This window comes from Gaetbulibacter saemankumensis DSM 17032, from assembly GCF_000425645.1.
Lineage (GTDB): Bacteria > Bacteroidota > Bacteroidia > Flavobacteriales > Flavobacteriaceae > Gaetbulibacter > Gaetbulibacter saemankumensis.
Genome location: NZ_KE384430.1, coordinates 1,378,642 through 1,402,723 on the forward strand (window position 1 = coordinate 1,378,642; position 24,082 = coordinate 1,402,723).

Annotated in this window: 24 protein-coding genes and 1 riboswitch; of the genes, 11 read left to right on the top strand and 13 right to left on the bottom strand. The window is 34.4% G+C overall.

Translation table 11 applies throughout. The features are described from left to right. Positions 1 to 22: 22 nt before the first annotated feature. Genes H611_RS0112810 through H611_RS0112820 form a run of 3 tightly spaced genes read right to left on the bottom strand, consistent with a single transcriptional unit; the run spans position 23 to position 2,943 of the window. The gene (locus H611_RS0112810) at positions 23 to 817 is read right to left on the bottom strand and encodes an ABC transporter ATP-binding protein (protein WP_027138755.1); all 795 of its coding nucleotides are present in this window, start codon (positions 815 to 817) and stop codon (positions 23 to 25) included. After that, positions 817 to 1,845, bottom strand: coding sequence for a FecCD family ABC transporter permease (locus H611_RS0112815; protein ID WP_035483848.1), 1,029 nt, complete (start codon positions 1,843 to 1,845; stop codon positions 817 to 819). The genes H611_RS0112810 and H611_RS0112815 overlap by 1 nt, the downstream gene beginning before the upstream one ends. Further along, the gene (locus tag H611_RS0112820) at positions 1,846 to 2,943 is read right to left on the bottom strand and encodes an ABC transporter substrate-binding protein (RefSeq protein ID WP_051238810.1); all 1,098 of its coding nucleotides are present in this window, start codon (positions 2,941 to 2,943) and stop codon (positions 1,846 to 1,848) included. Positions 2,944 to 3,070: 127 nt separating this feature from the next. Here H611_RS0112820 and H611_RS0112825 point away from each other — a divergent pair, with 127 nt between their 5' ends. Together H611_RS0112825 and H611_RS0112830 are read left to right on the top strand one after the other, a co-directional pair. After that, complete coding sequence (locus H611_RS0112825; RefSeq protein ID WP_027138758.1) at positions 3,071 to 3,721, top strand: Dph6-related ATP pyrophosphatase; 651 nt, start codon at positions 3,071 to 3,073, stop codon at positions 3,719 to 3,721. A 65-nt stretch (positions 3,722 to 3,786) separates the two neighbouring features. Then, a riboswitch (cobalamin riboswitch) is annotated at positions 3,787 to 3,972 on the top strand. 67 nt (positions 3,973 to 4,039) lie between these two features. Next, on the top strand, positions 4,040 to 5,887 hold the full coding sequence (locus tag H611_RS0112830) for a TonB-dependent receptor plug domain-containing protein (RefSeq protein ID WP_027138759.1): 1,848 nt from the start codon (positions 4,040 to 4,042) through the stop codon (positions 5,885 to 5,887). 55 nt (positions 5,888 to 5,942) lie between these two features. Here the strand turns inward: H611_RS0112830 and H611_RS0112835 are convergent, their stop codons facing one another. Beyond that, the gene (locus H611_RS0112835; RefSeq protein WP_027138760.1) at positions 5,943 to 6,656 is read right to left on the bottom strand and encodes a Dph6-related ATP pyrophosphatase; all 714 of its coding nucleotides are present in this window, start codon (positions 6,654 to 6,656) and stop codon (positions 5,943 to 5,945) included. Beyond that, entirely contained in the window at positions 6,643 to 8,130 is a 1,488-nt protein-coding gene (locus H611_RS0112840) for a S41 family peptidase (RefSeq protein ID WP_027138761.1), read from the bottom strand. Before H611_RS0112840 ends, H611_RS0112835 begins: the two co-directional genes overlap by 14 nt. Before the next feature lie 142 nt (positions 8,131 to 8,272). Between H611_RS0112840 and H611_RS0112845 the strand changes: the two genes are divergently transcribed. Genes H611_RS0112845 through H611_RS0112860 form a run of 4 tightly spaced genes read left to right on the top strand, consistent with a single transcriptional unit; the run spans position 8,273 to position 10,409 of the window. Next, positions 8,273 to 8,782, top strand: coding sequence for an RNA polymerase sigma factor (locus H611_RS0112845; RefSeq protein ID WP_027138762.1), 510 nt, complete (start codon positions 8,273 to 8,275; stop codon positions 8,780 to 8,782). Beyond that, entirely contained in the window at positions 8,769 to 9,245 is a 477-nt protein-coding gene (locus H611_RS0112850) for a hypothetical protein (RefSeq protein ID WP_027138763.1), read from the top strand. The genes H611_RS0112845 and H611_RS0112850 overlap by 14 nt, the downstream gene beginning before the upstream one ends. Before the next feature lie 20 nt (positions 9,246 to 9,265). Continuing rightward, the gene (locus H611_RS0112855; RefSeq protein ID WP_245574794.1) at positions 9,266 to 9,853 is read left to right on the top strand and encodes a DUF4252 domain-containing protein; all 588 of its coding nucleotides are present in this window, start codon (positions 9,266 to 9,268) and stop codon (positions 9,851 to 9,853) included. Between the two features lie 13 nt (positions 9,854 to 9,866). Continuing rightward, entirely contained in the window at positions 9,867 to 10,409 is a 543-nt protein-coding gene (locus H611_RS0112860) for a DUF4252 domain-containing protein (protein WP_027138765.1), read from the top strand. Between the two features lie 248 nt (positions 10,410 to 10,657). Here the strand turns inward: H611_RS0112860 and purB are convergent, their stop codons facing one another. Then, positions 10,658 to 12,001: an adenylosuccinate lyase gene (purB, locus tag H611_RS0112870; RefSeq protein ID WP_027138767.1), complete on the bottom strand. Its 1,344-nt coding sequence runs from the start codon at positions 11,999 to 12,001 to the stop codon at positions 10,658 to 10,660. Positions 12,002 to 12,076: 75 nt separating this feature from the next. Further along, entirely contained in the window at positions 12,077 to 12,661 is a 585-nt protein-coding gene (locus tag H611_RS0112875; RefSeq protein ID WP_027138768.1) for a hypothetical protein, read from the bottom strand. Between the two features lie 39 nt (positions 12,662 to 12,700). On the opposite strand from H611_RS0112875, the gene H611_RS0112880 reads away from it, so the two are divergent. From H611_RS0112880 to H611_RS0112890, 3 genes are all read left to right on the top strand, one after another. Continuing rightward, complete coding sequence (locus tag H611_RS0112880) at positions 12,701 to 13,174, top strand: heme-binding domain-containing protein (protein WP_027138769.1); 474 nt, start codon at positions 12,701 to 12,703, stop codon at positions 13,172 to 13,174. 29 nt (positions 13,175 to 13,203) lie between these two features. Next, entirely contained in the window at positions 13,204 to 14,439 is a 1,236-nt protein-coding gene (locus tag H611_RS0112885; protein ID WP_027138770.1) for a glycosyltransferase family 4 protein, read from the top strand. A 65-nt stretch (positions 14,440 to 14,504) separates the two neighbouring features. Continuing rightward, complete coding sequence (locus tag H611_RS0112890) at positions 14,505 to 16,139, top strand: ABC-F family ATP-binding cassette domain-containing protein (protein WP_027138771.1); 1,635 nt, start codon at positions 14,505 to 14,507, stop codon at positions 16,137 to 16,139. 42 nt (positions 16,140 to 16,181) lie between these two features. Here H611_RS0112890 and H611_RS0112895 read toward each other — a convergent pair whose 3' ends face one another. Both H611_RS0112895 and H611_RS0112900 read right to left on the bottom strand, forming a co-directional pair. Next, positions 16,182 to 16,559: an Hsp20/alpha crystallin family protein gene (locus H611_RS0112895; RefSeq protein WP_027138772.1), complete on the bottom strand. Its 378-nt coding sequence runs from the start codon at positions 16,557 to 16,559 to the stop codon at positions 16,182 to 16,184. A gap of 247 nt (positions 16,560 to 16,806) precedes the next feature. Next, a complete protein-coding gene (locus tag H611_RS0112900; protein WP_027138773.1) occupies positions 16,807 to 17,484 on the bottom strand; it encodes an SIR2 family NAD-dependent protein deacylase in 678 nt (225 codons plus the stop codon). A gap of 71 nt (positions 17,485 to 17,555) precedes the next feature. Here H611_RS0112900 and H611_RS0112905 point away from each other — a divergent pair, with 71 nt between their 5' ends. Next, positions 17,556 to 18,209, top strand: coding sequence for a TrmH family RNA methyltransferase (locus H611_RS0112905; RefSeq protein WP_027138774.1), 654 nt, complete (start codon positions 17,556 to 17,558; stop codon positions 18,207 to 18,209). A gap of 99 nt (positions 18,210 to 18,308) precedes the next feature. On the opposite strand, the gene H611_RS0112910 is transcribed toward H611_RS0112905, so the two are convergent. The 4 genes from H611_RS0112910 to H611_RS0112925 form a co-directional block, all read right to left on the bottom strand. Then, positions 18,309 to 18,542 carry a hypothetical protein gene (locus H611_RS0112910; protein ID WP_027138775.1) on the bottom strand — a complete coding sequence of 78 codons (234 nt, stop codon included), beginning with the start codon at positions 18,540 to 18,542 and terminating at the stop codon, positions 18,309 to 18,311. 204 nt (positions 18,543 to 18,746) lie between these two features. Beyond that, entirely contained in the window at positions 18,747 to 19,523 is a 777-nt protein-coding gene (locus H611_RS0112915; protein WP_027138776.1) for a carboxypeptidase-like regulatory domain-containing protein, read from the bottom strand. Between the two features lie 102 nt (positions 19,524 to 19,625). Beyond that, positions 19,626 to 21,440 (bottom strand): DEAD/DEAH box helicase, encoded by a 1,815-nt coding sequence (locus tag H611_RS0112920; RefSeq protein ID WP_027138777.1) that lies wholly within the window; start codon positions 21,438 to 21,440, stop codon positions 19,626 to 19,628. A 157-nt stretch (positions 21,441 to 21,597) separates the two neighbouring features. Continuing rightward, on the bottom strand, positions 21,598 to 22,494 hold the full coding sequence (locus H611_RS0112925; protein ID WP_027138778.1) for a LysR family transcriptional regulator: 897 nt from the start codon (positions 22,492 to 22,494) through the stop codon (positions 21,598 to 21,600). A gap of 97 nt (positions 22,495 to 22,591) precedes the next feature. On the opposite strand from H611_RS0112925, the gene hutH reads away from it, so the two are divergent. Next, on the top strand, positions 22,592 to 24,082 hold the full coding sequence (gene hutH, locus H611_RS0112930) for a histidine ammonia-lyase (RefSeq protein WP_027138779.1): 1,491 nt from the start codon (positions 22,592 to 22,594) through the stop codon (positions 24,080 to 24,082).

Genomic DNA, 24,082 nt, shown 5'->3' on the forward strand with positions numbered 1-24,082 from the left:
ATAATGAATAACTTTTTCAGAATTATTTTTTTACTCTAAAACTACCAGTTTTTTCGTCGAAAGCAATTAAATCTTTAGGAAACAGATTTTCGAAATGCCCATTGGAAATTAAATTACAAGGCTCATCTGAAACGACCTGGCTCTCGGTCATCACAATCATTTTATCACATAATTGAATTGCTAAGTCGATTTCATGTGAAGAGAACAGGATGGTTTTATTGGTTTCCTTAGCCAATTTTTGTAATAATTTTAAAATATAAGCTTTGTGATACATATCCAGATGTGTGGTAGGCTCATCCAGAATAATTAAGTCAGTATCTTGAGATAAGGCTCTTGCAATCATGACTTTTTGAAGTTGCCCATCGCTTAATTCAAAGCATTTTTTGTCTTTCAAAGATTCGATATTAATCAGTCGTATGGCCCTATAAACCATATCGATATCTGTTTTTGAAAAACTTCCTAGCCAATTGGTGTAGGGCTGTCTACCTAAAGCAATAAGCTCAAAAACCGTTAAATTTTTAGAGATAAGTTTTTCGGTTAACACCAAACTTAAAGTTTTTGCTAAATCGAGAGCATTCTGTTTTTCTAAAGGAATACTATTAATAAAAACTTGACCTTTTATAGGGTCTTGTACTTTGGTGAGAGTTCGAAGCAGTGTCGATTTACCTATACCATTAGCACCAACCAATCCTACTAATTCGCCTTGCCCTAGCTTAATATTAATATCAGAGGCAATAATAGTTTGTTCTTTTTTAGATGTATAACCAATACTTAAATTTTCGGTGTTTAAAACGATATGTTTGTTTGTAACTTCCATTAGAACATCATTTTTCGTTTTCTTACTAATAACCAAATAACAACAGGTGCGCCTATTAATGAGGTAATAGCATTTATAGGTAGGGTGTAATCACTAGATGGTAATTGGGCAATGCTATCACAAATGAGCATAATTATAGCGCCAAGTAGAAATACAGCTGGTAATAAAATTTTGTGATTTGAAGTATGAAACAATTGTCTGGTAATATGTGGAATGGCTAATCCAATAAAAGCGATGGGGCCTACAAAGGCCGTAATTGTTCCAGCCAGTAAACTGGTAGATATTATAATAATTAAACGGCTTTTTTTAATGTTGAGACCTAAACTTTTAGCATAGTTTTCACCAAGTAGCAAGGAATTTAGGCTCTTTATAGTGCCCAAACTTAGTATAATTCCGAAACTATATATTATAAATAAAATGAAGAGTTCCTGCCATGATAAACTACCTAAACTTCCGAAGCCCCAAAACACAAATTGTTGTAATTCTTCGGCTGAACTAAAATAAGAAAGCACGCTAACTACGGCTGCAGAAATGCTTCCAAACATAAGACCAATAATTAAGATAGCCATAGCATCTCGAACCTTTGTGGAAACAATAAGTACGGTTAGTAAAACTAAGAAACTACCCAAGGTAGCGGCGATAACCAAAGTCCATTTTGTCGTAAACATGACTAATAAAATACCACTAAAAAGTGAAGCGCCTAAGGTAACAATAGCCACACCTAAACTGGCTCCAGAAGTAATGCCTAGTACAAAGGGACCTGCCAATGGATTTCGAAATAAGGTTTGCATCATTAGTCCTGAAATGCCTAAACCTGAACCCACAATCATAGCAGTAAATGCTTTTGGTAAGCGATAATCTACGATAATATATTTCAAAGACGTGTTTTCCGTCGATCCAAACAAGGTGTTAAAAATATCACTTTTAGGAATAGAAACAGAGCCAAGGCTAATATTTACAAAAAAGCACAGGATAAGCAGGATGCCCAGAGCTATTAAAGTGACCGTATATTTATTTTGATATTGCAATTATTCTAATCGTTTAAAAAAGAAGTTCGTATAATTTGGTAATACTTCAGGGTGGGCAATGTTAATAATGTCTTTTAAAATGTAATCGGGTCTTAATGGACCTAACTCATAAAAAAGCAATCCACCTTCAGATCCCATTTTATTCGTGTAAGTGTAAATGTTGTTGTTCTTGAAGGCAGTAAAATAACCATATCCTTTATGTTGAGAAAGCATGTGCCTTTTACTTTCGTAGGATCCGGCACCTATCCATAAATCTGCAGTTTGCCCTTTCTCTAACATATTTTCAAGATTTAATTGTAGACTTCCGGTCGAACTATCGTCTTTCCAAATATAATTGGTCCTGGCATCTTTAAAATATTGCGCTATAAAACTATTTCCTCCGGGTACATGCCAGACATCTTTAAACATGGAACCCGATAATACCGTGGGGTGCTTTTTTGTTTTTAAAGCTAATTGTTTGGCGTTATTGTAGTTGGATTCTATCTCATTGAAAATGCTATCAGCTATGTCATTTTTATCAAAAAAAGCGGCAATAAATTTAATCCATTCTGCACGACCAAGCGGATGCTGTTCTGTCCAGGAACCATCTAGTACAACCGGAATATTGAATTTTTCAATTTGATTTAAAGACTTATTATTGCCATTAACTGTATAGCCAATAATTAGATCTGGTTTTAAATCAAGTAGAACTTCCATATTCATTTCCAGGTCGTTGTTTAAATCTCTGATGTCGCCTTGTTCAATTCTGGATCTTGTTTTTTCTGAAGAGATATATTTAGTACCAGGAAACCCTACCAGTTTGTTATCCACACTAAGATATTCTAATGCAGGAATATTTGTGGTGGACATAACTACGAGGTTTTTTATAGGGTGCTTGATAATGACACTACCTTCTTGGTTTTCTTTGAAATATAGTTTGCTTGTAGGTTTAATATATCGAAATGTATCAGTGCTTTTCGGCCAGGGAGACGTGACAATGATTTCTTTATGATTCTCATAATAGTTAATAGAAAATCCAGTAGCATATTTAATGTTTTCCGACCTTAATATTTTCGATTCTAATGCACTATGTTCCTTTTTTGACTCTCTACAAGACATAAAAAAGAGTAGACTAATTGAAAATAAAACAATACGATGCATGTGATGAAATTGAGGGACAAAGGTCTTTATTTTTTTTGTAATACCGAGGTCATAAGGTTACTTTTGGTAGATAAATTAAGAATAAATGAAGTTTTTGTGTTCTTGGAGTGGCGGTAAAGACAGTTGCTATGCATTTTATAAGGCCATGAAATTGGGCTATCGACCAACGGTTTTATTAAATGTTATGAATGAGTTTGGCGATCGCTCTCGTTCACACGGCATAACAAAAGAAGTCCTTGAAGCACAAGCAAAGGCATTGAATTTACCCATTCATTTTTTTAGTAGTACTTGGGCAGATTACGAAAGTAAATATATAAAGCAACTACAAACATTGGTAACAAAATACCCAATAAGTCATACGGTTTTTGGTGATATTGATATTGAATCGCATCGAGCTTGGGAAGAAAAAGTGTCACAGGCAGCTAATCTCGAAGCCGTTTTACCATTATGGCAAGGCGATCGAAAGGCTTTGGTTTTAGAAATAATTGATGCACGAATCGAAGCCATCATTGTTTCTTGTAATCAGGCTTTGGGACCTGATTTTTTAGGACGATCAATTACTCGTGAATTAGTGGATGAATTAGAACATATGGGCATCGATGCCTGTGGTGAAAATGGCGAGTTTCATACGCTCGTGGTTAATGCACCTTTTTTTAAGGCGAAGGTATCGGTTGAAATGCAAGGCGTGGCCGAAATGAGTAATTACAATTTTGCCAACGTCGTTTTAAAAGCTTAATTCTTTTTTAAATAAATAACTTCTAAAAAATGTTTTTAGAATAAAAATAGGTAGTACATTTGCAGCGAATTTAGGTTCTAATCGGTTTTAAATCGAAAGGATTAAAAGGGAATCTGGTGGAAATCCAGAGCTGTTCCCGCAACTGTAAGCTATAAAGCTTCATGTAACACTTCTAGTCACTGAAGAATATTCTTTGGGAAGACCAACATGAAGACGCAAGTCAGGAGACCTGCCAAATTCAAACAAATTAAGTTAAACTTTCGGGATAAAAGTTTGCGTATGATAAACCATACGATTCCGATTTATTATTCATTAGAAATGAAAAAAAGAACAAGAGTATTAGGTATTCTATGCTTAGGAGTATCATTATTTGGATTTTCTCAAGAGAAAAGCGAAGTAAAACTGGAAGAGTTAGATGAAGTTGTAATAACGGATTCCAGATTTGAATTAAAACGTGAAAATTCAGGGAAAACTGTTATTAACATCTCTCGCGAAGAGATAGAAAAAAACCAAGGACGAACGGTTGCCGATTTAATTAATACAAAATCAGGTATTGAAATCAATGGTAGTAGAAGTAATGCCGGACAAAATCTGGGTACTTATGTTCGTGGAGGTAACAATCGTCAAGTATTAGTTATTATTGATGGAGTACAGATGGCTGATCCGTCATTTATAAGTGGTGATTACGATTTACGATTATTAAATTTAAGTCAAATTGAATCTATCGAAATTATAAAAGGTGCTTCAAGTACACTTTATGGAAGTGGTGCGGCAACGGCAGTTATCAGTATCAGAACAAAAAAGGCAAGTTCCGAAAAAATCAGTGGAACCTTTGCTTCAAGTCTAGGAACAAATCAAACACAGGACGATCAAAAATATAATATTTCCGATTTTCATAATAATGTTGCTTTTGGTGGAACATTAGAAAAGTTTACTTACAGAGCCGGGTTTAGTCAACAGTTTACTAATGGGATGTCTGCGCTGGTTGGTACAGACGAAAAAGATCCGTTTTCAAAATACGGTTTAGATGTTAATTTAGGGTATGCTTTTTCAAAGACGTTTACTTTAAATGTATTTGCTAATTCCATTAATATCGAATCTGGTTATGATGATAGTTTTGGGATGATCGATACAGATGACGAATTTATTTCAAAACAAGATCGTATAGGGTTGTCATCAAAATTTAACTATAATCAAGGAAGCATTAATTTAAATGCGGCTTATACAGAATTTGATAGGGAGTATATATCAAGTTTTCCTTCAGAATCAAAATCTAAAAGTTTAGTATTCGATATATATAATAAGTATGTTTTTAATGAAACATTTTATACGATTATAGGGGTGAATGCTATTGAAAATAGAGTTGATTTTGATGAGGTAGAGAGTTATACCAATATTGACCCATACATCAATGCGGTATATGTGTCGGATTTCGGATTAAATATAAATGCCGGAGCTAGGTTAAACAATCATAGTGAATATGGTAACCATGTAATTTATAACGTAAACCCTTCGTATGTTATGAAATACGATAATGGTTCATACAGTAAAATATTTGGTTCTTATGCAACATCTTTTATTACACCTTCGTTAACTCAGTTATTCGGGCGATGGGGACCAAATCCAGATTTAAAACCTGAAGATGACCGAACCATAGAGGGTGGTATTGAGTTTAAAGCTTCAAAACAATTAAGAGTTTCAGGACTTTATTTTAATAGAGAAGAAGAGAATTATATTGCATATAGCTGGCAATCTGGTTATTATAATGCTGAGGATGTCGTAAAAACGCATGGGGTAGAAGTAGAGTTGACGTCTAGACCTATTGAAGCTTTGAGTTTAACAGCGAATTATACGTTTACTGAAAATAAAAATGCCCCGGCGCTTAGAATACCTAAGCATAAGGCCAATGCTGTAATTGGTTATGATTTTTCAGATAAAATGTATGCATCCATTGCTTATCAATATACCGATAAAAGATTGGATACGGGCGAAGTGACTTTAGATGCTTTTAATGTATTTAATTTTTATTGGAGCCATACAGCCATAAAAAACAAGATGAAATTCTTCGTAGGTTTAGATAATATTTTAAATGAAGATTATCTGGAGTTAAACGGATTTAATACTAGAGGTAGAAACGCTAAATTAGGTTTTCAATTAACCTTATAGAAGAAGTCATTGTTAGATATTATACAGCCACCTTAATTAGGTGGCTTTTATAATTTTAAGGAATTAAATCGCAGTACCAGATACCATACTTTTCAGATTTACAAACTGAGTTATCTGTGTTTGGGTTGTCATATTCACGATATACTTTTTCACCAATGGTGTAAGGTATGGGATTTTTGAAAATTGGTCCGTCGAAACAGAAGGTATGGAATTCACCATTTTCACCACAAGGGTCGACACCTTTCGGTAGGTTGTCTATAAAATGTTCATCGATTACAGTACCCACGAAATTTTCATCAAAATATTTTGAATTCGCGCATACCACTACCGTCTTAAATCCTAATTCCAGAAATTCAGAGATCAGTGCTTTTGTATCTTTTTTCCAAATAGGGAAAACAGCCTCTAAATTTTGTTTGGCAAGTTGTTTTACCCGGTAATCCTTTAAATCTTCTAAAAAGATGTCGCCAAAGGCACTGTGGGTAAATCCGTCATCTTTTAATCGGTTAACCGCTTCAAGCATTTTTTGTTCATAAATTTCCATGCTAGGCATTTCAGGTAATTCAATTAAACTAGCTGGAATATCAATGGCATTAGTTTGGGCCAACAATAATTCTTTTCTAAGCCCATGCATAGAAACACGGTTGTAATGACTGTTTACGGTTGTGATTAATTCATCGACCGAATAATTTTCATCTTGTAATAAATGATAGAGTGCCAAGGCAGAATCTTTGCCTGTACTCCAGTTAAAGTAGGTTTTATTTTTCTTCAAAAAGATAAGTGTTTAAGAGATGTTTTGGAATTTTTTTATCTGAATACATGGTGTTTGGAAATAATTCAAAACTATTACTGTCTTTGAAACTATTTAATTGTGTTTTGGGTTTTGAACTTATAGCCTTTGCCGAAATTCCTTCAATATCAGCTAAAGCCGCAGCTAATAGTTTTTCATTTTTATCACCTATCACCCCAAGATTTAAATCGCTTTCAGATAATGCTATATCTGGTGTTAAACCATTAAAATAATCTGTGTTCCCAATCTTATTAGCTGATTTATATACTAATGGTTGCATGGCGTAAGCGTGGGTTGGATTTGCGCTTTGACGACCAAAATCTTCAGAATCATAAAGCGTTATGGATGCCTGATATTTACCAGCAGTATTTTCTCCTATATGTATAACTTCAATGTACGGGTCTAAACTGTTTATAACTAACTCACTGGCAGAGGCAGATGATTCTAAAGCAAGAATATATACTTTTTGAAGGTTCAGACTGTTTATTGGATTACCATCAATATTGTTTGTAAACCTAAGGTTCAGTGATTCTGGATCGTTCTCTTCAAAAGCTGCTTGAAACTCAGAATTCCACTGCTCCGTGCTAAAAATATCACCATTAAATTGCCCCGTTATCATACTGGAAAGCAATACTGCAGAGCTGACAAATCCGCCTGGGTTATAACGTAAATCAAGAACTAAATGCTGTACATTATTAGCTTTGAATGCGCCAAAAGCAGCATTTAACTCAGCATCGTAAACACTTGTGAAGCGATTATACATGAGATACCCCACATTTCCTGCTGTTGTGGATATGATTTCCGTCTTATATACAGGGTTTTCACTATATTCTACTTTGTTTAAAGCAATAGTCTCATTGGTTGATTCAATGGTGTCGTCGGTGGTATCACCTGTTCCGTTGGTATTATAGTTGGCTAGGTGAATGGTGTAAGTATTTGTGCTTAATAAATTTAGATAATTATCGATGGTTAGTTCAGTGTCATCAATAGCGTAGAAAATATCACCACGTTTCACTCCTTTTGTTTCAGCATCGCTATTGTTTAATACCAATCGAACAATTCCTATAAGTTTGGTATTGCTGTTTGGTTGACGAAACAGTCTGAATTCCATACCGTTGCTTAGCGATATGCCATTAAAAGATTGTTCTAAAGCAATATAGTCGTCAACAATCCAACTAAATCTATCGACAGTTTGTCTTTCATAAATTAAACTTTCAAATAATTCTTCTGGAGCAGAAAAGCTGTTTAAATAGCTAGCATATTCATTGTTTGAAGAAAATCGGTCGTTTGCCAAATCAGGAACATCATCTTTGTATAGGTAGAAAATATTCATGCCTCGCCATACGAAATCGTTTATTTGACTTGCAGTAACTTCATTATCATCATTATCTTCAAAGCAACTGGTAGTTAAAAAGGAAACTACGGTAAGAATCATTAGGGCTTTAATAAATCGCATAGCAAGTTTTGTGTCTGTTAGTGTTAAAACTTTAAATTTACTTACATTATTATGCAAATAAAAAATAATTTGTAACAATTTAGGCTATATGTCGTCGTAATTTCAGAAAGCGATAAAAAGTTATTTCAACCTAACCAAAATTATGACTCAGGGAGAGTTTTTAAATATTGTTTTACCTTTTAAAGATAAGGTGTTTCGTTTAGCCAAACGATTACTGGTGTCAACAGAGGAAGCTGAAGATGCTACTCAAGAGGTTTTACTGAAGTTATGGAATAACAAAGAAAAGATGAAAGATTATAAAAATGTAGAAGCTTTCTCTATGACGATGACAAAGAATTTTTGTTTCGACAAATTAAAGTCGAAACAAGCCCAGAATTTAAAATTAGTTCATAGTAATTATCAGGATAGCAATACAGCGTTGCAAAAGCAGGTAGAGTTGAATGATAGTGTACATTGGGTATCTAGAATAATAGAAGGTTTACCCGAACAGCAAAAGTTGATAATACAGCTAAGAGATATTGAAGAATACGAACTTGATGAAATTGCACAAATGTTGGAGATGAATAATACGGCTGTAAGAGTGGCACTTTCAAGAGCTAGAAAAACTATTAGAGAGAAATTGACTAATACACATAATTATGGTATTAAATAATATAGAAAATTTACTAGAGAAATACGAAAACGGCGAAACGACTTTGAAGGAAGAACAACAGTTAAAGCGCTATTTTTCTCAAGAGACTGTAGCTTCACATTTAGAGGTTTATAAGCCAATGTTTGCGTATTTTTTAGATAACCAGAAAGAACAGTTTACCAAAGACGTTCCATTAAAAACTAAGAAAGTATTTTACTATAAATGGATTTCGGTTGCTGCAGTAGGGGTTCTTATGGTAGGGATTTATTTTAAATCCTCTAATAATCAATCTGATGATTTAGGAACTTTTGATGATCCAGAACTGGCATACCACCAGGTAACACAGTCGCTAGAGATGATATCTAATCAATTTAATAAAGGTACTTCTACAGTAGGGTATTTAAACGAATTTGATAAAGGGGCTTCAACTTTAGAGTATTTAACAGAACTGGAGAAGTCAACTAAAATTATTTTTAAAAATTAATCAATTAAAAATCGAACAACATGAAAACAATACAATTAAATAAAAACAGAATGAGGAATAGAATTTTAGTAGCGTTAGTCGCTATCATATTACTACCGCTAAGTGGTATGGCACAGGATATTTTCGATAAGTATAGCGATAATTCAGATGTGACATTTGTTTCTATAAAGCCTAAAATGTTCCAAATGATAGCTAAAATGGGTATCGATGTCGAGGATGCAGAGGCTAAAGCTTATATGGATATGGTAAAGAGTATTACAAGTTTTAAAACTATTGTAACCGATAATAAAACTATTTCGGCTGATATCTCTGGTTGGGTGAAATCCCGTTCTAGTGCTTTGGAAGAACTTATGGAGGTAAAGGACGATGGTTCAGAGGTGAAGTTTTATGTTAAAGAAGGTAAAGATGCCGATCATGTGAAGGAATTATTAATTTTTGTGAATGGCATTGATAATGTCGTGAAGGAAGGAGTTGAAATTAATGGGCAATCCAGAAAATTTGAAACCGTTGTGGTGTCCCTGACTGGTGACATTGATTTGAATGAAATTTCAAAACTCACCAATAAAATGAATATTCCAGGAGGTCAGCATTTAGAAAAAAAGGAGTAAATAAAAATCAATCATGAAACGAACAATCAATCAAATAGCAGGTCTGTTAATAGTGGTTTTATTATTAGTGTCCTGTGAAAAGAAGCCGAGTTTACAAACGTATTTTGTAGACCACCAGGAGAGCCCGAATTATATTTCTCAGGATTTACCCATTTCCATGCTGAATATTGACCAGACTAATTTTACTGACGATCAGAAAATAGCTTATAATTCAGTAAGTCGATTAAATTTTTTAGGGTACAAACCAAGTGAAAGTAATTCAACTGAATTAGAAGATGAAATTCATAAAGTGAAAACGATCTTAAGTCAGAGTAAATACAATGAATTAATCGAGTTTAATGACCGCGGGAGTAAAGTGACGGTGAAGTATATTGGTGATGATAATGAGGCGGATGAATTTGTAGTGTTCGGTGCCTCTAAAGAATTAGGCTTCGGAATTGTACGTGTTTTAGGCGATGATATGACGCCTCAAAAAATGACAACCTTAGTAGGACTACTGCAAAAAGCAAATATCGATGAAGCCCAGTTGCAGGATGTTATGAGCTTTTTTAAATAGTTAGAACAAATGAAAAAGAAGTAAAAAGGTTTGCTAATAGCAAACCTTTTTTATTATTCAATAGTGTTTTCTTGATTCTTTCTGCGGTTTGTTCTAACGTAAAAGAAATTAACAATTATAGTTAGAAATAGTATGGCTAAAACGGTTTTAATAAGAAAGTTATTAAGAAGGTCTAATACCCCTGTCACAAAAATGACCCCAGCTATTACACCACAAAGTATTAACGATTGTTTATCCGAAAGCATGATTTAAATCCCTGTATAGTTACTAGGAGTAATACGTTTTAATTCTGTTTTTATTGTATCGCTAACCTCTAAAGTGTCAATAAAATTAGAAATTGAGTTCTGATTTATTTTTGTGTTTGTTCGGGTTAAACCTTTTAAAGCCTCGTAAGGATTCGGGTAGCCCTCTCTTCGTAAAATAGTTTGAATAGCTTCGGCAACTACCGCCCAATTGTTTTCTAAATCTTCGGCAAATTTAGGCTCATTTAATAATAATTTGTCTAAACCTTTTAAGGTTGATTTAAATCCGATTATAGTATGACCTAACGGAACTCCTACATTTCGTAATACGGTACTATCGGTTAAATCACGTTGTAATCTTGAAATTGGAAGTTTCGCCGATAAGTGCTCAAAAATAGCATTTGCAATACCTAAGTTACCTTCACTGTTTTCGAAATCAATAGGGTTTACTTTATGAGGCATTGCAGAACTTCCTACTTCGCCCGCTTTAATTTTTTGCTTAAAGTAATCCATCGAAACGTAGGTCCAGATATCGCGATCTAAATCAATAATAATGGTATTAATTCGTTTTAAAGCATCAAATAAAGCAGCCATATGGTCGTAATGCTCAATTTGTGTTGTTGGGAACGAATGGTATAAACCTAGTTGCTGTTCAACAAACTTATCACCAAAAGCCTTCCAGTCATTTTCAGGGTATGCAACATGATGTGCGTTAAAGTTACCTGTAGCACCTCCAAATTTAGCGGCATGCGGTACGGTTTTTAATAAGTTTATTTGCTCTTCGAGTCTAACAATAAATACTTCTATTTCTTTACCAAGACGTGTAGGAGATGCTGGCTGACCATGTGTTCTGGCCAACATAGGGATTCCAGCCCAGTCTTTAGCCAAACTTTTTAATTTTTCAACAACCTGTGTGTATTCTGGAATATAAACATCATGAATAGCCTCTTTAATACTTAAAGGAATAGACGTGTTGTTAATATCTTGAGAGGTTAATCCGAAGTGAATAAACTCCTTGAATGCTGAAAGACCTAAATCATCAAATTTTTCTTTAATGAAATATTCAACAGCTTTAACATCATGGTTAGTTACCTTCTCAATGTCTTTAATAGCTTGAGCATCTTCACTGGAAAAATTCTTGTAAATAGCTTTTAACGCATCAAAGATACTGTGGTCAACATTTTCAAGTTGTGGTAACGGCATTTCGCATAATGCGATAAAGTATTCAATTTCTACAAGAACGCGGTATTTTATTAAAGCTTCTTCCGAAAAATAATTCGCTAATTCACTTACTTTACTTCGGTATCTTCCGTCGATTGGAGAGATGGCGTTAAGAGGTGTTAATGACATTTTTAATCAATTTTTTTGAAGTGCCAAAGATAGGTTTTTTAGATGTAATGCCGAAAGTTCATTACAGAAGATTTTTTAATTTTTTGATTGATTTTGAGCTTTTTTTAATTTATTCAAAATATGTTTGGCTTTAGATTTAAACGCAGCACTCTGCTTCGAAAAATTTTGTTCTATAATAAGTCTTAATTCCCGGTAAATCCAAGCTTCATCTTGCCCCAATAAGTATAGGGTTTCCATAGCATAAACTTTTGCGGCTACTTTTTTATCTTGTATCAACCAGTCAAAACAAGCTTCAATAATCTGTTCGCGATGCAATCTTGTTAATGCTGTTTCAAAGGCATTTGTTTTTTTGGTAGAATAGGCTTGTGCAATTAAATTAACTATTTTAGAAACTGGTCTTACCGAAGAGTCTAAATGGACAGTTTTTATATTGTTGGTAAATTCGTCAAGGAAAGGCAGTATTATTGAGAGGTCTTTTTTGCATGCGAATTCTAGAACCCATGCTGCACGACTGGAAGTTTGGTCGTTTGTCATAAAAAGTGTTTCTATAAGTCTAGGTATGAGAATCTTATTATTTAGAACCAAATTAGCATATTTTTCCCGACTGATTATGGAAGCATTAATTCCTGTTAATTCTTTATAAAACTCCTCAAATTTCATCTTGGATTTATTATTTTTAATATTCAAAAGTAATAACCAATGAGCTTAAAGAAAAAAATTACTATATCGGTGTTGGCTGCCATTGTCATTGCACAGTTTTTTAGACCTGAAAAAAACGAAGGTGATTTAACCTCAGTTGATGCGTTTTTGGCAGAAACTAATCCACCCGAAGACGTAAAATATATTTTAGAAGAAACTTGTTACGATTGTCATAGTAATGTTACCAGGTATCCCTGGTATAATAACATTACACCTATTAATTACTGGCTGGCGGGCCATGTAAAAGATGGTAAAAAACATTTTAATGTATCTAACTGGGAAGGGAGCTCTTTAAAACGTAAAGATCATAAGTTTGAAGAATTAATTGAAATGGTGGAAGAAAGGCATATGCCGTTAAAGTCTTATACTTGGACGCATAGTGAGGCAAAACTGTCCGATGCTCAAGTTAATGCCATTATACGCTGGGCTAATAATGTGCGAATGAAGTATAGCTTAATGCCTAAACCAGAGTAAATATTATCTTTGCAGTATAAGCTAAATTTGTGTCTGACAAAAAATTATTAATTATAGGTTTTGTATGGCCGGAACCTAAGAGTTCTGCGGCAGGTAGCCGAATGATGCAGCTTATTGATAGCTTTCAAAAAGCTAATTATAAAATAACTTTTGCAAGTTCCTGTGCTAAAACCGAAAATGCCGTTAACCTTAAGGATCTAGGTGTAAATCAAGTATCAATTACACTAAACGATTCTAGTTTTGATACTTTTATTTTAGAGCTAAAACCGAATGTTGTTTTATTCGATCGTTTTATGACCGAAGAGCAATTTGGTTGGCGTGTCGCCGAAAAATGCCCGAATGCCGTTCGCATACTCGATACAGAAGATTTACATAGCCTGAGAAAGGGAAGGTATCAGGCATTAAAAGCTAAGGAATCATTTAGTTCTGCTTATTTGTTTAATGATTTTGCTAAACGCGAAATCGCCAGTATATATCGTAGTGACCTTAGTTTAATTATTTCAGAGGCTGAAATGATTATTTTGAGAGAGCAGTTTGGAGTTGATGAGATGTTGTTAATGTATCTGCCCTTTATGTTGGATTCAGTTTCCTATTCTATGATAAAATCACTTCCATATTTTAAGGAACGGTCTCATTTTATCACTATAGGTAATTTTATTCACGAACCTAATTATAATGCGGTACTTTACTTGAAAGAAACGATTTGGCCGCTTATTAAGAAGCAGTTACCCAATGCAGAAATGCATGTTTATGGTTCATATGCTTCGCAGAAAGTCAATCAACTTAATAACAATAAAGAAGGTTTTCTGATTAAAGGGTTTGCTAACGATGTCAATACGGTGATGCAAAAGGCAAAAGTCTGTTTAGCACCGATTCGGTTTGGTGCAGGATTAAAAGGAAAACTGGTAGATGCTATGCAAAACGGAACACCATGTATTACAACCAATATAGGTGCTGAAGGCATGTATGGAACACAGGAACCTAATGGTTTTGTTGAAGATTCACCGGAAACATTTGCGAATAAAGCGGTTCAATTATATCAAGAAGAAAGGCTTTGGAAGCAAAAACAACAGATTGGATTTGATGTTATAAATACCCGCTTTTCAAAAGACATACATCAAGAACGCTTTATTAACCGGTTAGAAGAGGTTATCCCAAACCTAAATAAAATAAGATTAAATAACTTCACAGGACAAATGCTGTTACATCACAGCATGCAAAGTACAAAATTCATGAGTAAATGGATTGAAGCAAAAAACAAATGAATTCTTTAATTTCTAATAAGAATACAGTCGCTTTTTTCTAGCTTTGCAGCTTTAAAAATTAGACTATGATTTCAGTTGATGCTTTAGCCGTAGAATTTGGCGGTAGCGCTTTATTTAGTGATGTGTCTTTCACTATTAATGAGAATGATAAAATAGCCCTTATGGGTAAGAATGGGGCGGGAAAATCTACCATGATGAAAATTATCGCGGGTGTTCAAAAAGCGACACGCGGGCATGTACGTTTTCCTAAAGATGTTGTTATAGCATATCTACCACAGCATTTATTAACTGAAGATAGCTGCACGGTGTTTGAAGAAGCATCGAAAGCATTTAGTCATATTTTTGAAATGCGAGACGAGATGGAGCGTCTTAATAAAGCTTTGGAAACCAGAACTGATTATGAATCGGATGAATATATGAAGATCATAGAAAAGGTTTCTGATTTAGGAGAAAAATATTATTCCTTAGAAGATATAAATTATGATGCTGAAGTTGAGAAGGCTTTACGTGGTTTAGGATTTAAGCGTGAAGATTTTACCCGATTAACCAGTGAATTTAGTGGTGGTTATAGAATGCGTATCGAATTGGCTAAAATTCTTTTACAAAAGCCAGATTTAATATTACTTGATGAGCCTACTAACCACATCGATATCGAATCGGTAATCTGGTTAGAGGATTTCTTAATTAATAAGGCTAAAGCCGTAATGGTGATTTCGCATGATAAGGCGTTTATCGATAACATCACCAACCGAACCATCGAAGTGACTATGGGACGTATTTACGATTATAAAGCAAATTACTCACATTACCTGCAACTAAGAGAGGAGCGTCGTGCCCATCAAATAAAGGCATACGAAGAGCAGCAAAAGTTTATTGCCGATAATTTAGCTTTTATTGAACGCTTTAAAGGCACCTATTCTAAAACCAATCAGGTAAACTCGCGAGAGCGAATGTTAGAGAAATTAGAAATTATTGAGATTGATGAGGTTGATAATTCAAGCTTAAAACTTAAGTTTCCGCCTGCCCAAAGATCCGGTGATTATCCGGTAACGGTTAAAGACTTAACCAAATCATATGGTAATCATACGGTGTTTAAAGATGCCAACATGGCTATTGCTAGGGGTGAAAAAGTTTCTTTTGTTGGTCGAAATGGAGAAGGAAAGTCTACCATGATCAAGGCTATAATGGGCGAAATAGATGTTGAAGGACAGTGTGGCTTAGGGCATAATGTGAAAGTGGGGTATTTTGCTCAGAATCAAGCGTCTTTATTAGATGAGGATCTAACTATTTTCCAGACTGTGGATGAGGTAGCCCAAGGCGATATTAGAACACAGATAAAAAATATCTTAGGACGTTTTATGTTTAAAGGAGATGATATAGATAAAAAGGTGGGTGTATTATCTGGAGGAGAAAAAACCAGATTAGCTATGGTTAAATTGTTATTAGAGCCCGTAAATCTTTTAATTCTCGATGAGCCAACAAACCATCTAGATTTAAAGTCGAAAGATGTTTTAAAAGAGGCCTTATTAGATTTTGACGGAACCTTAATTTTAGTGTCTCACGATCGCGATTTTTTACAAGGTTTGTCTCAAAAAGTGTTCGAATTTAAAGATCAACGTGTGATTGAGCATTTTGAAACTATTGATGATTTCTTAAAACGTAATCGCATTGAAAACCTGAAACAAATTGATTTAAATTAATCAATAAGATCCAGTTTCGCCCGTAAAGCACTCTTGTTAAGTTTATGTTTTAAAAAGATTAAAGCTTAGTACTTCATTTTTATAATCCATGGTGATTTTATTTCTTACCACATTTTTGGGTAAGGAGAATTCACATTTAAATAATGCTGATGGATAACAATAGGAATGTTTCGGGTAAATTTCCTTACTAGATTCCTCGGTGTTATCTTTTTTTGCTGTGGTAACAACTAGCTTATTTCCAGATATATAAAATCTAAAGTCGTCTTTAATATATCCCGGAATTTTTAATTCGTAATGATAGCGTGTATCACTTTCCGTTATTTTAGCCTTGGTTAAATTTGCGTTTCTGGGAGTGGCTTTGTATCGTTCTTGTTTTGTTGATTGTTTGTAAGGATCTTTAGTGTTAATGTCGGTAATCATGGTGCAATTTTTTTATTGTTTATTTAATTTATTCGGTAAATACACTATAAAACATCGTCAAAAATATTAGTTATAAAAACTCTTTATTAACGGAGTGGCAGTACTATGTGTATCATCTTAAATATACTAAATAATACATTAAAACACTAAGGTTTTTCAGGTTAACTTTCGGTAAATCAAATAATTATGAATTCTATAATTTACGTGTTGTGAGCCATCGAAAATATTGAAATTGTAAGCAAATGAATTATTTTATTAAATAATTGACAATCTGCTTCATGCCTTTGGTTGCATTTTCGGGAATAACGGTGATTCGATGGTTACTAGAAATAGCAGGATTAGGATCAATAAAGTAAGTATGAGTATCTTCCGGGATATAATGCATTAAACCGGCTGCGGGATACACTTGCATAGATGTGCCAATAATTATTAAAATATCTGCCGTTTCACAAATAGTCATAGCTGTAGTAATCATTGGTACGTCTTCACCAAACCATACAATATGAGGTCGTAATTGATATCCTTTTTTACAAGTGTCTCCAAGATGTAAATCGGTTTTCCATGTAATGATATCTTCTTCGTCAAAAGAACTCCTTACTTTAAGTAATTCACCGTGTAAATGAATTACTTGACTGCTTCCGGCACGTTCGTGTAAATCGTCTACATTTTGGGTTATTATGGAAACCTTATAATATTGTTCTAAGGCAGCTAAATCAAAATGCGCGCGATTGGGGTGTACTTCAAATAATTGTCTCCGACGTTGGTTATAAAAATCCAATACTAGTTCGGGGTTGGCTTCAAATCCTTGAGGGGTTGCTACTTCCATAACATCATGGCCTTCCCAAAGACCATTTTCATCTCTAAAAGTTTTAATGCCACTTTCGGCACTCATTCCGGCTCCCGTAAGTACTACAATATGTTTCATTTTATAAAAATAAGGAATAATTGCTATTCGATTGGCTTAGGGAATTAGCTTTACTTTGTTAATTTTGCAGCATGATTGATACTAAGCTGTTAGAGTATTTAGAAAGTTATTTAACACCTTCAAGACAAGCCAAATTTACTAGGGTTTTGGCACAAAGAACCAAGCATTTTACAGTGGCTACAGAGGATGTTTATCAATTACATAACACAAGTGCGGTTATTCGAAGTTGTGATGTGTTTGGTATTCAGGAAGTGAATATTGTTGAAGAGCGCAATTCGAAACGCATCGATCGAGAAATCGCTATGGGTGCCCAGAAATGGGTTGATTTAAATCGTTATCATACCGTGAAGGAGTGTATTACCGATTTAAAACAGAAAGGTTATCAAATAGTGGCAACAACACCTCATACGAACGATTGTGAACTTCATGATTTTGATATCACAAAAAAAGCTTGTTTTTTCTTTGGACGAGAAACTGAAGGTCTGTCACAGGAAGTTTTAGATGCTGCCGATAGTTATTTGAAAATTCCGATGGTTGGGTTTACTGAAAGTTTAAATATATCGGTAAGTGCCGCTATTATCCTTCAACATGTGACTACTAAATTAAGAAAAAGTAATATTGAATGGCGCCTCAGTGAAGAAGAATTAAAAGAAAAACGCCAAGATTGGGTAAAGAAAACTATTAAAAGCTATGATGATATTGTAGCTCGTTATAATCAAGAATAATTTAATCTTTGGTTTTAGATTCTGCGATGAATTCCTCACTCAGTTGTACAATAGAATCTAAAAATATTATTTGATTTTCTTCTAAAAGTAGTTCCTGACTTAGTTTTTTTGAATGACAATATTAAAGAAAAACGTAGCACTATCCTGAGATATTTTTAATTCGTTAAATAGCAGGTTGTAGTTAACATAGTCGTGAGTTTCAAATAATCGATAATAGCTTGCAATTGGTATCGGATTATAATTTGAGGCAGGGTTTGGGTTGTTGGTGTTCTTAGTTTTCTTTTTAAATAAACCTATCAATAATTGGGTTATTTTTATAAAATCTAGATTCATACTTAATGGTGGTTCGTATAAATAGGGTCTGTTTTTAATATTCTTTGCTAATTGGTTCTTTAATCTAATTTCATTTTTATAGGCATTTTTGGCTGTTACAATAGGAGTATTAGCAAGATTTACAGGATTAAGATTATTTATTTTTATTTCTACTTATTAGAAATATTTGAAATAAAAAAGGGATCTACAAGCTCCCTTTTTTTATTAAAATTTGTTTGGTCTATTTCTGTTTAAAACCTTGTATTCTTCGTAGCATTCACTAATAGCATCAAGTATTTGAAGGTCGTTTGCCGATTGAATAAACTCTTTCGAATAATTACACTGACTCACAATTTCATCTAAATCTACACGATCGACATTTAGTAATACCATGAGCATTTCACGGTCGAATCGTGAGGCTAATAAATTCCTGATTTCGTCGTCCTGCTTCATTTTTTTTAGCTTTCGTAGTTCGTTTGGTTTCTTGCCAAACATACGATGCAGAAAGTCTGCAGGATTAAAGATTGATCCAATAATTTTATTTACCGCCCCTGGCGCATCGGCTTCATATCCTTTGCTTGGTAAACCAGAAATACTATAACGATAATTATTATTAATAACCGGAACTTGCTTGATATCTACTTCTAAATATCCTGTTAGTTTTAATTCGGTTAAAACCACCTCTTCCAAAGCTAAAGCTAATTCTGTTAATTCAATATCAGCCGATCCGAATTTTAACCAGTCGTTAGTGACACGTACTTTAATAGATTTAAAGCCTAAATACGAGAAATGCAGTGTATCGTTAACTTTGGCACGCATTTTAAACTCACCCTTGTTGTTGGTGGCTGTTCCAATGACCTGATTAAGATTAACAATGTTTACACTTTCCAACGGTTTACCATCGGCCGAATTGATAACTACCCCTAATACATGATCTGGTTCCTGAGCTATGGAAATAGCAGAGGTAAGCATAAAAATGAATAGTAGTAGGCGCGTCTTCATGTAATTAAATATTGTTATCAATTTATAAAAGTACTAAACTAATGAATATATCAAAGTTAGACTTCTTATTTTGACTCAATATTAACAAAATTGTTTAAAGGTCTAACGTCTAGAACGTCTTGGTCTTGATTGTGCAAAATTGCTATTTCCTGAATTTGATTCTGAACGTCTTGATGATTTTCTAGAATCACTACTTTTTGAATTAAAATCACTGTTTGAACGTCTTGGACGTGAATCACTTCCGCTTCTTCTGCCTTTAAATCCATTACGATCACCACGTTTTTGGTCATTTCTACGTCCGCCACCACGGTTTTCAGACACTTCAACATTAACAAAACGTCCGTCGTGTTTAAAATCGGTAAAATGTGCTAAAACCTTTTCTCTTAATTCGTTTTCTGTATTAAAGAAAGAGAAACTGTCTTTAGTTTCTACTTTAAACACATCGTCTCTTCCAAGATCTAATTGATCTTTTAAGAAGTCTTTTAGCTTCATCCAATCGAAACCGTCTTTATTACCAACATTAATAAAGTAGCGCGTAGAATCGTTTTTACCACCTTTGTAATCACGTTGGCTCTCTCTATCTCCCGTGCTTTCTGAAACATTTAAGTTTTTAGCTTTTTGATAGTAGTTGAAGAAACGCGTAAATTCTACCGAGAAGAATTTTTTAATTAATTCATCTTTCGTAGTATCTTCAAACATTTCGTTAATGTTAGTCAGGTACTTATCGATTTCGTGGTTTATTTCGGTATTGTGAATTTTATTTGCTAAAGACATTAACTGTACTTCGCAAATCTCCATACCGTTAGGGATATCTTTTTTTACAAAGTCTTTCTTAATAATACGTTCTATACTCTTTATTTTTCGAACTTCACTTTTCGAAACAATTACCATAGAAACTCCAGTTTTACCAGCACGTCCAGTACGCCCAGAACGGTGTGTATAAGTTTCAATTTCATCTGGTAATTGATAATTTATTACGTGGGTTACATCGTCTACATCAATACCACGTGCCGCAACATCGGTAGCAACTAACATCTGAATTTGATTTTTACGGAAGGCGTTCATAACCAGGTCACGCTGGTTCTGGCTTAAATCGCCGTGTAATGCGCCTGCGTTGTAACCGTCTTCTATAAGTTGCTCGGCAACTTTTTGTGTGTCACGTTTTGTTCTACAGAAAACAACTGAAAAAATATCAGGATTCGCATCGGCTAAACGTTTTAAGGCCTGGTAACGATCTCTGGCATTTACTAAATAGTATTCGTGAGATACATTACTCGTGCTCTCGTTTTTGTTTCCAACCGTAATTTCCTGTGGTTGATGCATGAAGTTTTTTGCGATGGAAGCCACCTCTTTTGGCATAGTTGCCGAAAATAACCAGGTGCTTTTATCTGTTGGGGTATGCGATAGGATATCGGTAATATCTTCTTTAAAGCCCATGTTTAACATTTCGTCGGCTTCATCTAATACCGCATATTCTATTTTAGAAATATCTACTAAACGACGGCTAATCATATCTTTCATACGACCTGGTGTAGCAACAATAATCTGTGCCCCACGTTTTACTTCTCTGGCCTGATCGGTAATACTAGATCCTCCATAGACAGCTACAACATTTAGTCCGTTACAGTATTTACCATACAATTTCATTTCGTTGGTAATTTGTAAACAAAGCTCACGAGTAGGTGATAGAATTAATCCTTGTGTTGTACGACTGTTTACATCAATTTTTTGAAGCATTGGAAAACCAAACGCAGCCGTTTTACCAGTACCTGTTTGTGCCAAAGCTACTAAGTCGCCTTCAGATTCTATTAAAAGTGGAATGGCTTTTTGTTGTACTTCACTAGGTTTTGTAAATCCTAAATCTGTAATAGCTTGTAATAGGTCGTTATTAAGACCTAAATCTTGGAATGTGTTCATTCTTTTATATAAGTATTCGATTATGTTATGTAGTGCTACATAAGAAGTGAATCGACATACTTAAACCTAAACTTCTAGTAACACATCCTCACTCTGAGGAATTTATCCCTATCGGGATTTCAAGCGGCAAATATAGACTTTTATTTTTCAATAAAGCCTATTTTGTGATATCCTTATGAATGAGCTCTAAAACTTTGCTTAAAATAGGGTTTCTATTTTCCTTACTCCAAATTACCGAAAGCGTTGTGCGCTGGGGTATGGTATGGAGTTCAATGAATTTTATTTTGGGGTTTGTATGTGTTACTAGGGATTTCGGAACTATAGATATTCCGAAGTTGTTTTCTACCAATTTATAGATTGAATCGGCATGAATGGTATTATGAGAGATATGGGGCGTGAAGCCACTGTCATCAAAAATAGTCATAACTTTTTCGTAATATGAAGCGCTGTATTCTGGATCGAATAAGATAAAATGTTCCGCTTTACATTGCGCTACATTTTTAAAATTGGTGGTATCTAAAGGGTGATTTGCTGGTAAAACCAGGCAAAAAGGTTCTTTTAGTATCGGGTGTATTTTAAGTCCGCTAGGAATACGTTCTAATCTAACGAAACCAATATCTATATCTTGGGATAATAAGCCTTCAATTTGTTTATTATTGTCCATTTCTTTAAGGCTGAATAGTACATTAGGGTGATCTTCCGTAAACTGAAGCAATAGTTTTGGAATAATGTCTTGCATAGCCGATCCTACATATCCGAAATTTAATTGTCCGTCTTTACCATCATCTAACAATTTAGCGTGATTTAAAATGGCTTCCAGACTATTCATATTTTTGGTTAATTCAGTTTTAAGATAATTTCCGGCTGTGGTTAATTTTACCTCTCTATTGTGTCTGTCAAATAGTTTAACACCTAGGTAATGCTCCATTTCTTTTATCTGTCTACTTAGGCCTGGTTGTGAAATAAATAGTTTTTCGGCCGCTCGTCTAAAATGTAATTCTGTCGCAACTGCTAAAAAGTATCGAATATGTCGTAATTCTATTTGATAACTCATAGTTATTAATTAACAAAAATAATGGTCTTATTGTGTATCAAATTTATTGATAATTTTGTAGTAAAGAAATTTAATATTCATTTTTTATATAAATAATATGTTTGCTTACGGTATAGACAGATTGACGGTAGAGGACGTGTTAGCCATTGCAGATGGCCGTACGAAGGCATCGTTAACAGAGTATGCGATTGCCAAAATAGATGAATGCAGAAGAAAAGTTGAGGTCATGGCTAATTCTAGCAAGGCCGTTTATGGTATTAATACGGGATTTGGTCCATTGTGTGATGTGAAAATATCACCGGAAGAAACAAGTTTACTTCAAAAGAACTTATTAATAACGCATGCAGTTGGAGTAGGAAATCCGATTGCCAAGGAATTGTCGAAGATTATGATGATTTGTAAAGTGCATGCTTTAAGTCGTGGGTTTTCAGGGATTCGATTAGAGGTAGTAGAGCGTATTATTTATTTTATTGAAAACGATATGTTGCCAGTGGTACCAGAACAGGGGTCGGTAGGAGCATCTGGTGATTTAGCACCATTATCTCACTTGTTTTTGCCTCTTTTGGGTGAAGGCGAATTTTGGGTGGATGATACAATCGTTCCTGCTATGGATGTGTTGAAAGCACACAATCTTGAACCTATAGAATTAGCTGCTAAAGAAGGTTTGGCACTTATTAATGGTACACAATTTATATTAGCTCATGGGATTGTTGGGTTAAACAAAATGCGTTACTTATTAGATTTGGCTGATGTGGCTGGAGCTATGAGTTTAGAAGGTTATCAGGGAAGTGAATCACCGTTTAAAGAATTATTGCATAGTATTCGTCCGTTTAGTGGTAATCTGGAGGTAGCCGAACGTATGCGCATGTTGTTTAAAGATTCGAATAATATTAAATCGCACGTTGATTGCGAACGAGTACAAGATCCTTATTCTATGCGATGTATTCCTCAGGTGCATGGTGCTTCCCGCAATGCTTATTATCATTTAAATGAATTGACCGAAATTGAAATGAATTCGGTAACCGATAACCCGATTGTTTTAAGTGAAACCGAAGCCATTTCAGGCGGAAACTTTCACGGACAACCATTAGCTATGGCTTTAGATTATGGAGCTTTAGCAGCTTCAGAATTAGGAAATATTTCAGATAGAAGATGTTATTTATTACTGGAAGGGAAATTTGGATTGCCAAGATTATTAACAGCTAGTGGAGGGTTAAATTCTGGATTTATGATTCCACAGTATACCACAGCGGCCTTGGTTACAGAGAATAAATCCTTATGTTTTCCGCCATCAGCAGATAGCGTGCCTACTTCATTGGGGCAGGAAGATCATGTCTCTATGGGGAGTATTTCAGGGCGTAAATTCAATCAGATATTAGGGAATATAGAAAAGATATTGGCTATAGAAATAATGTACGCTGCTCAAGCCATGGAGTTCAGACGTCCTAATACCTTTTCAGAAATTATTGAGCAAAATTTTGCTTTAGTAAGAAGCAAGGTGAAAAAGCTCGAAGAAGACCGTATTTTAAAGGATGATATCAATACATTAATCACCATGGTTAAAAATCAGGAATTCATAGTAAAATAA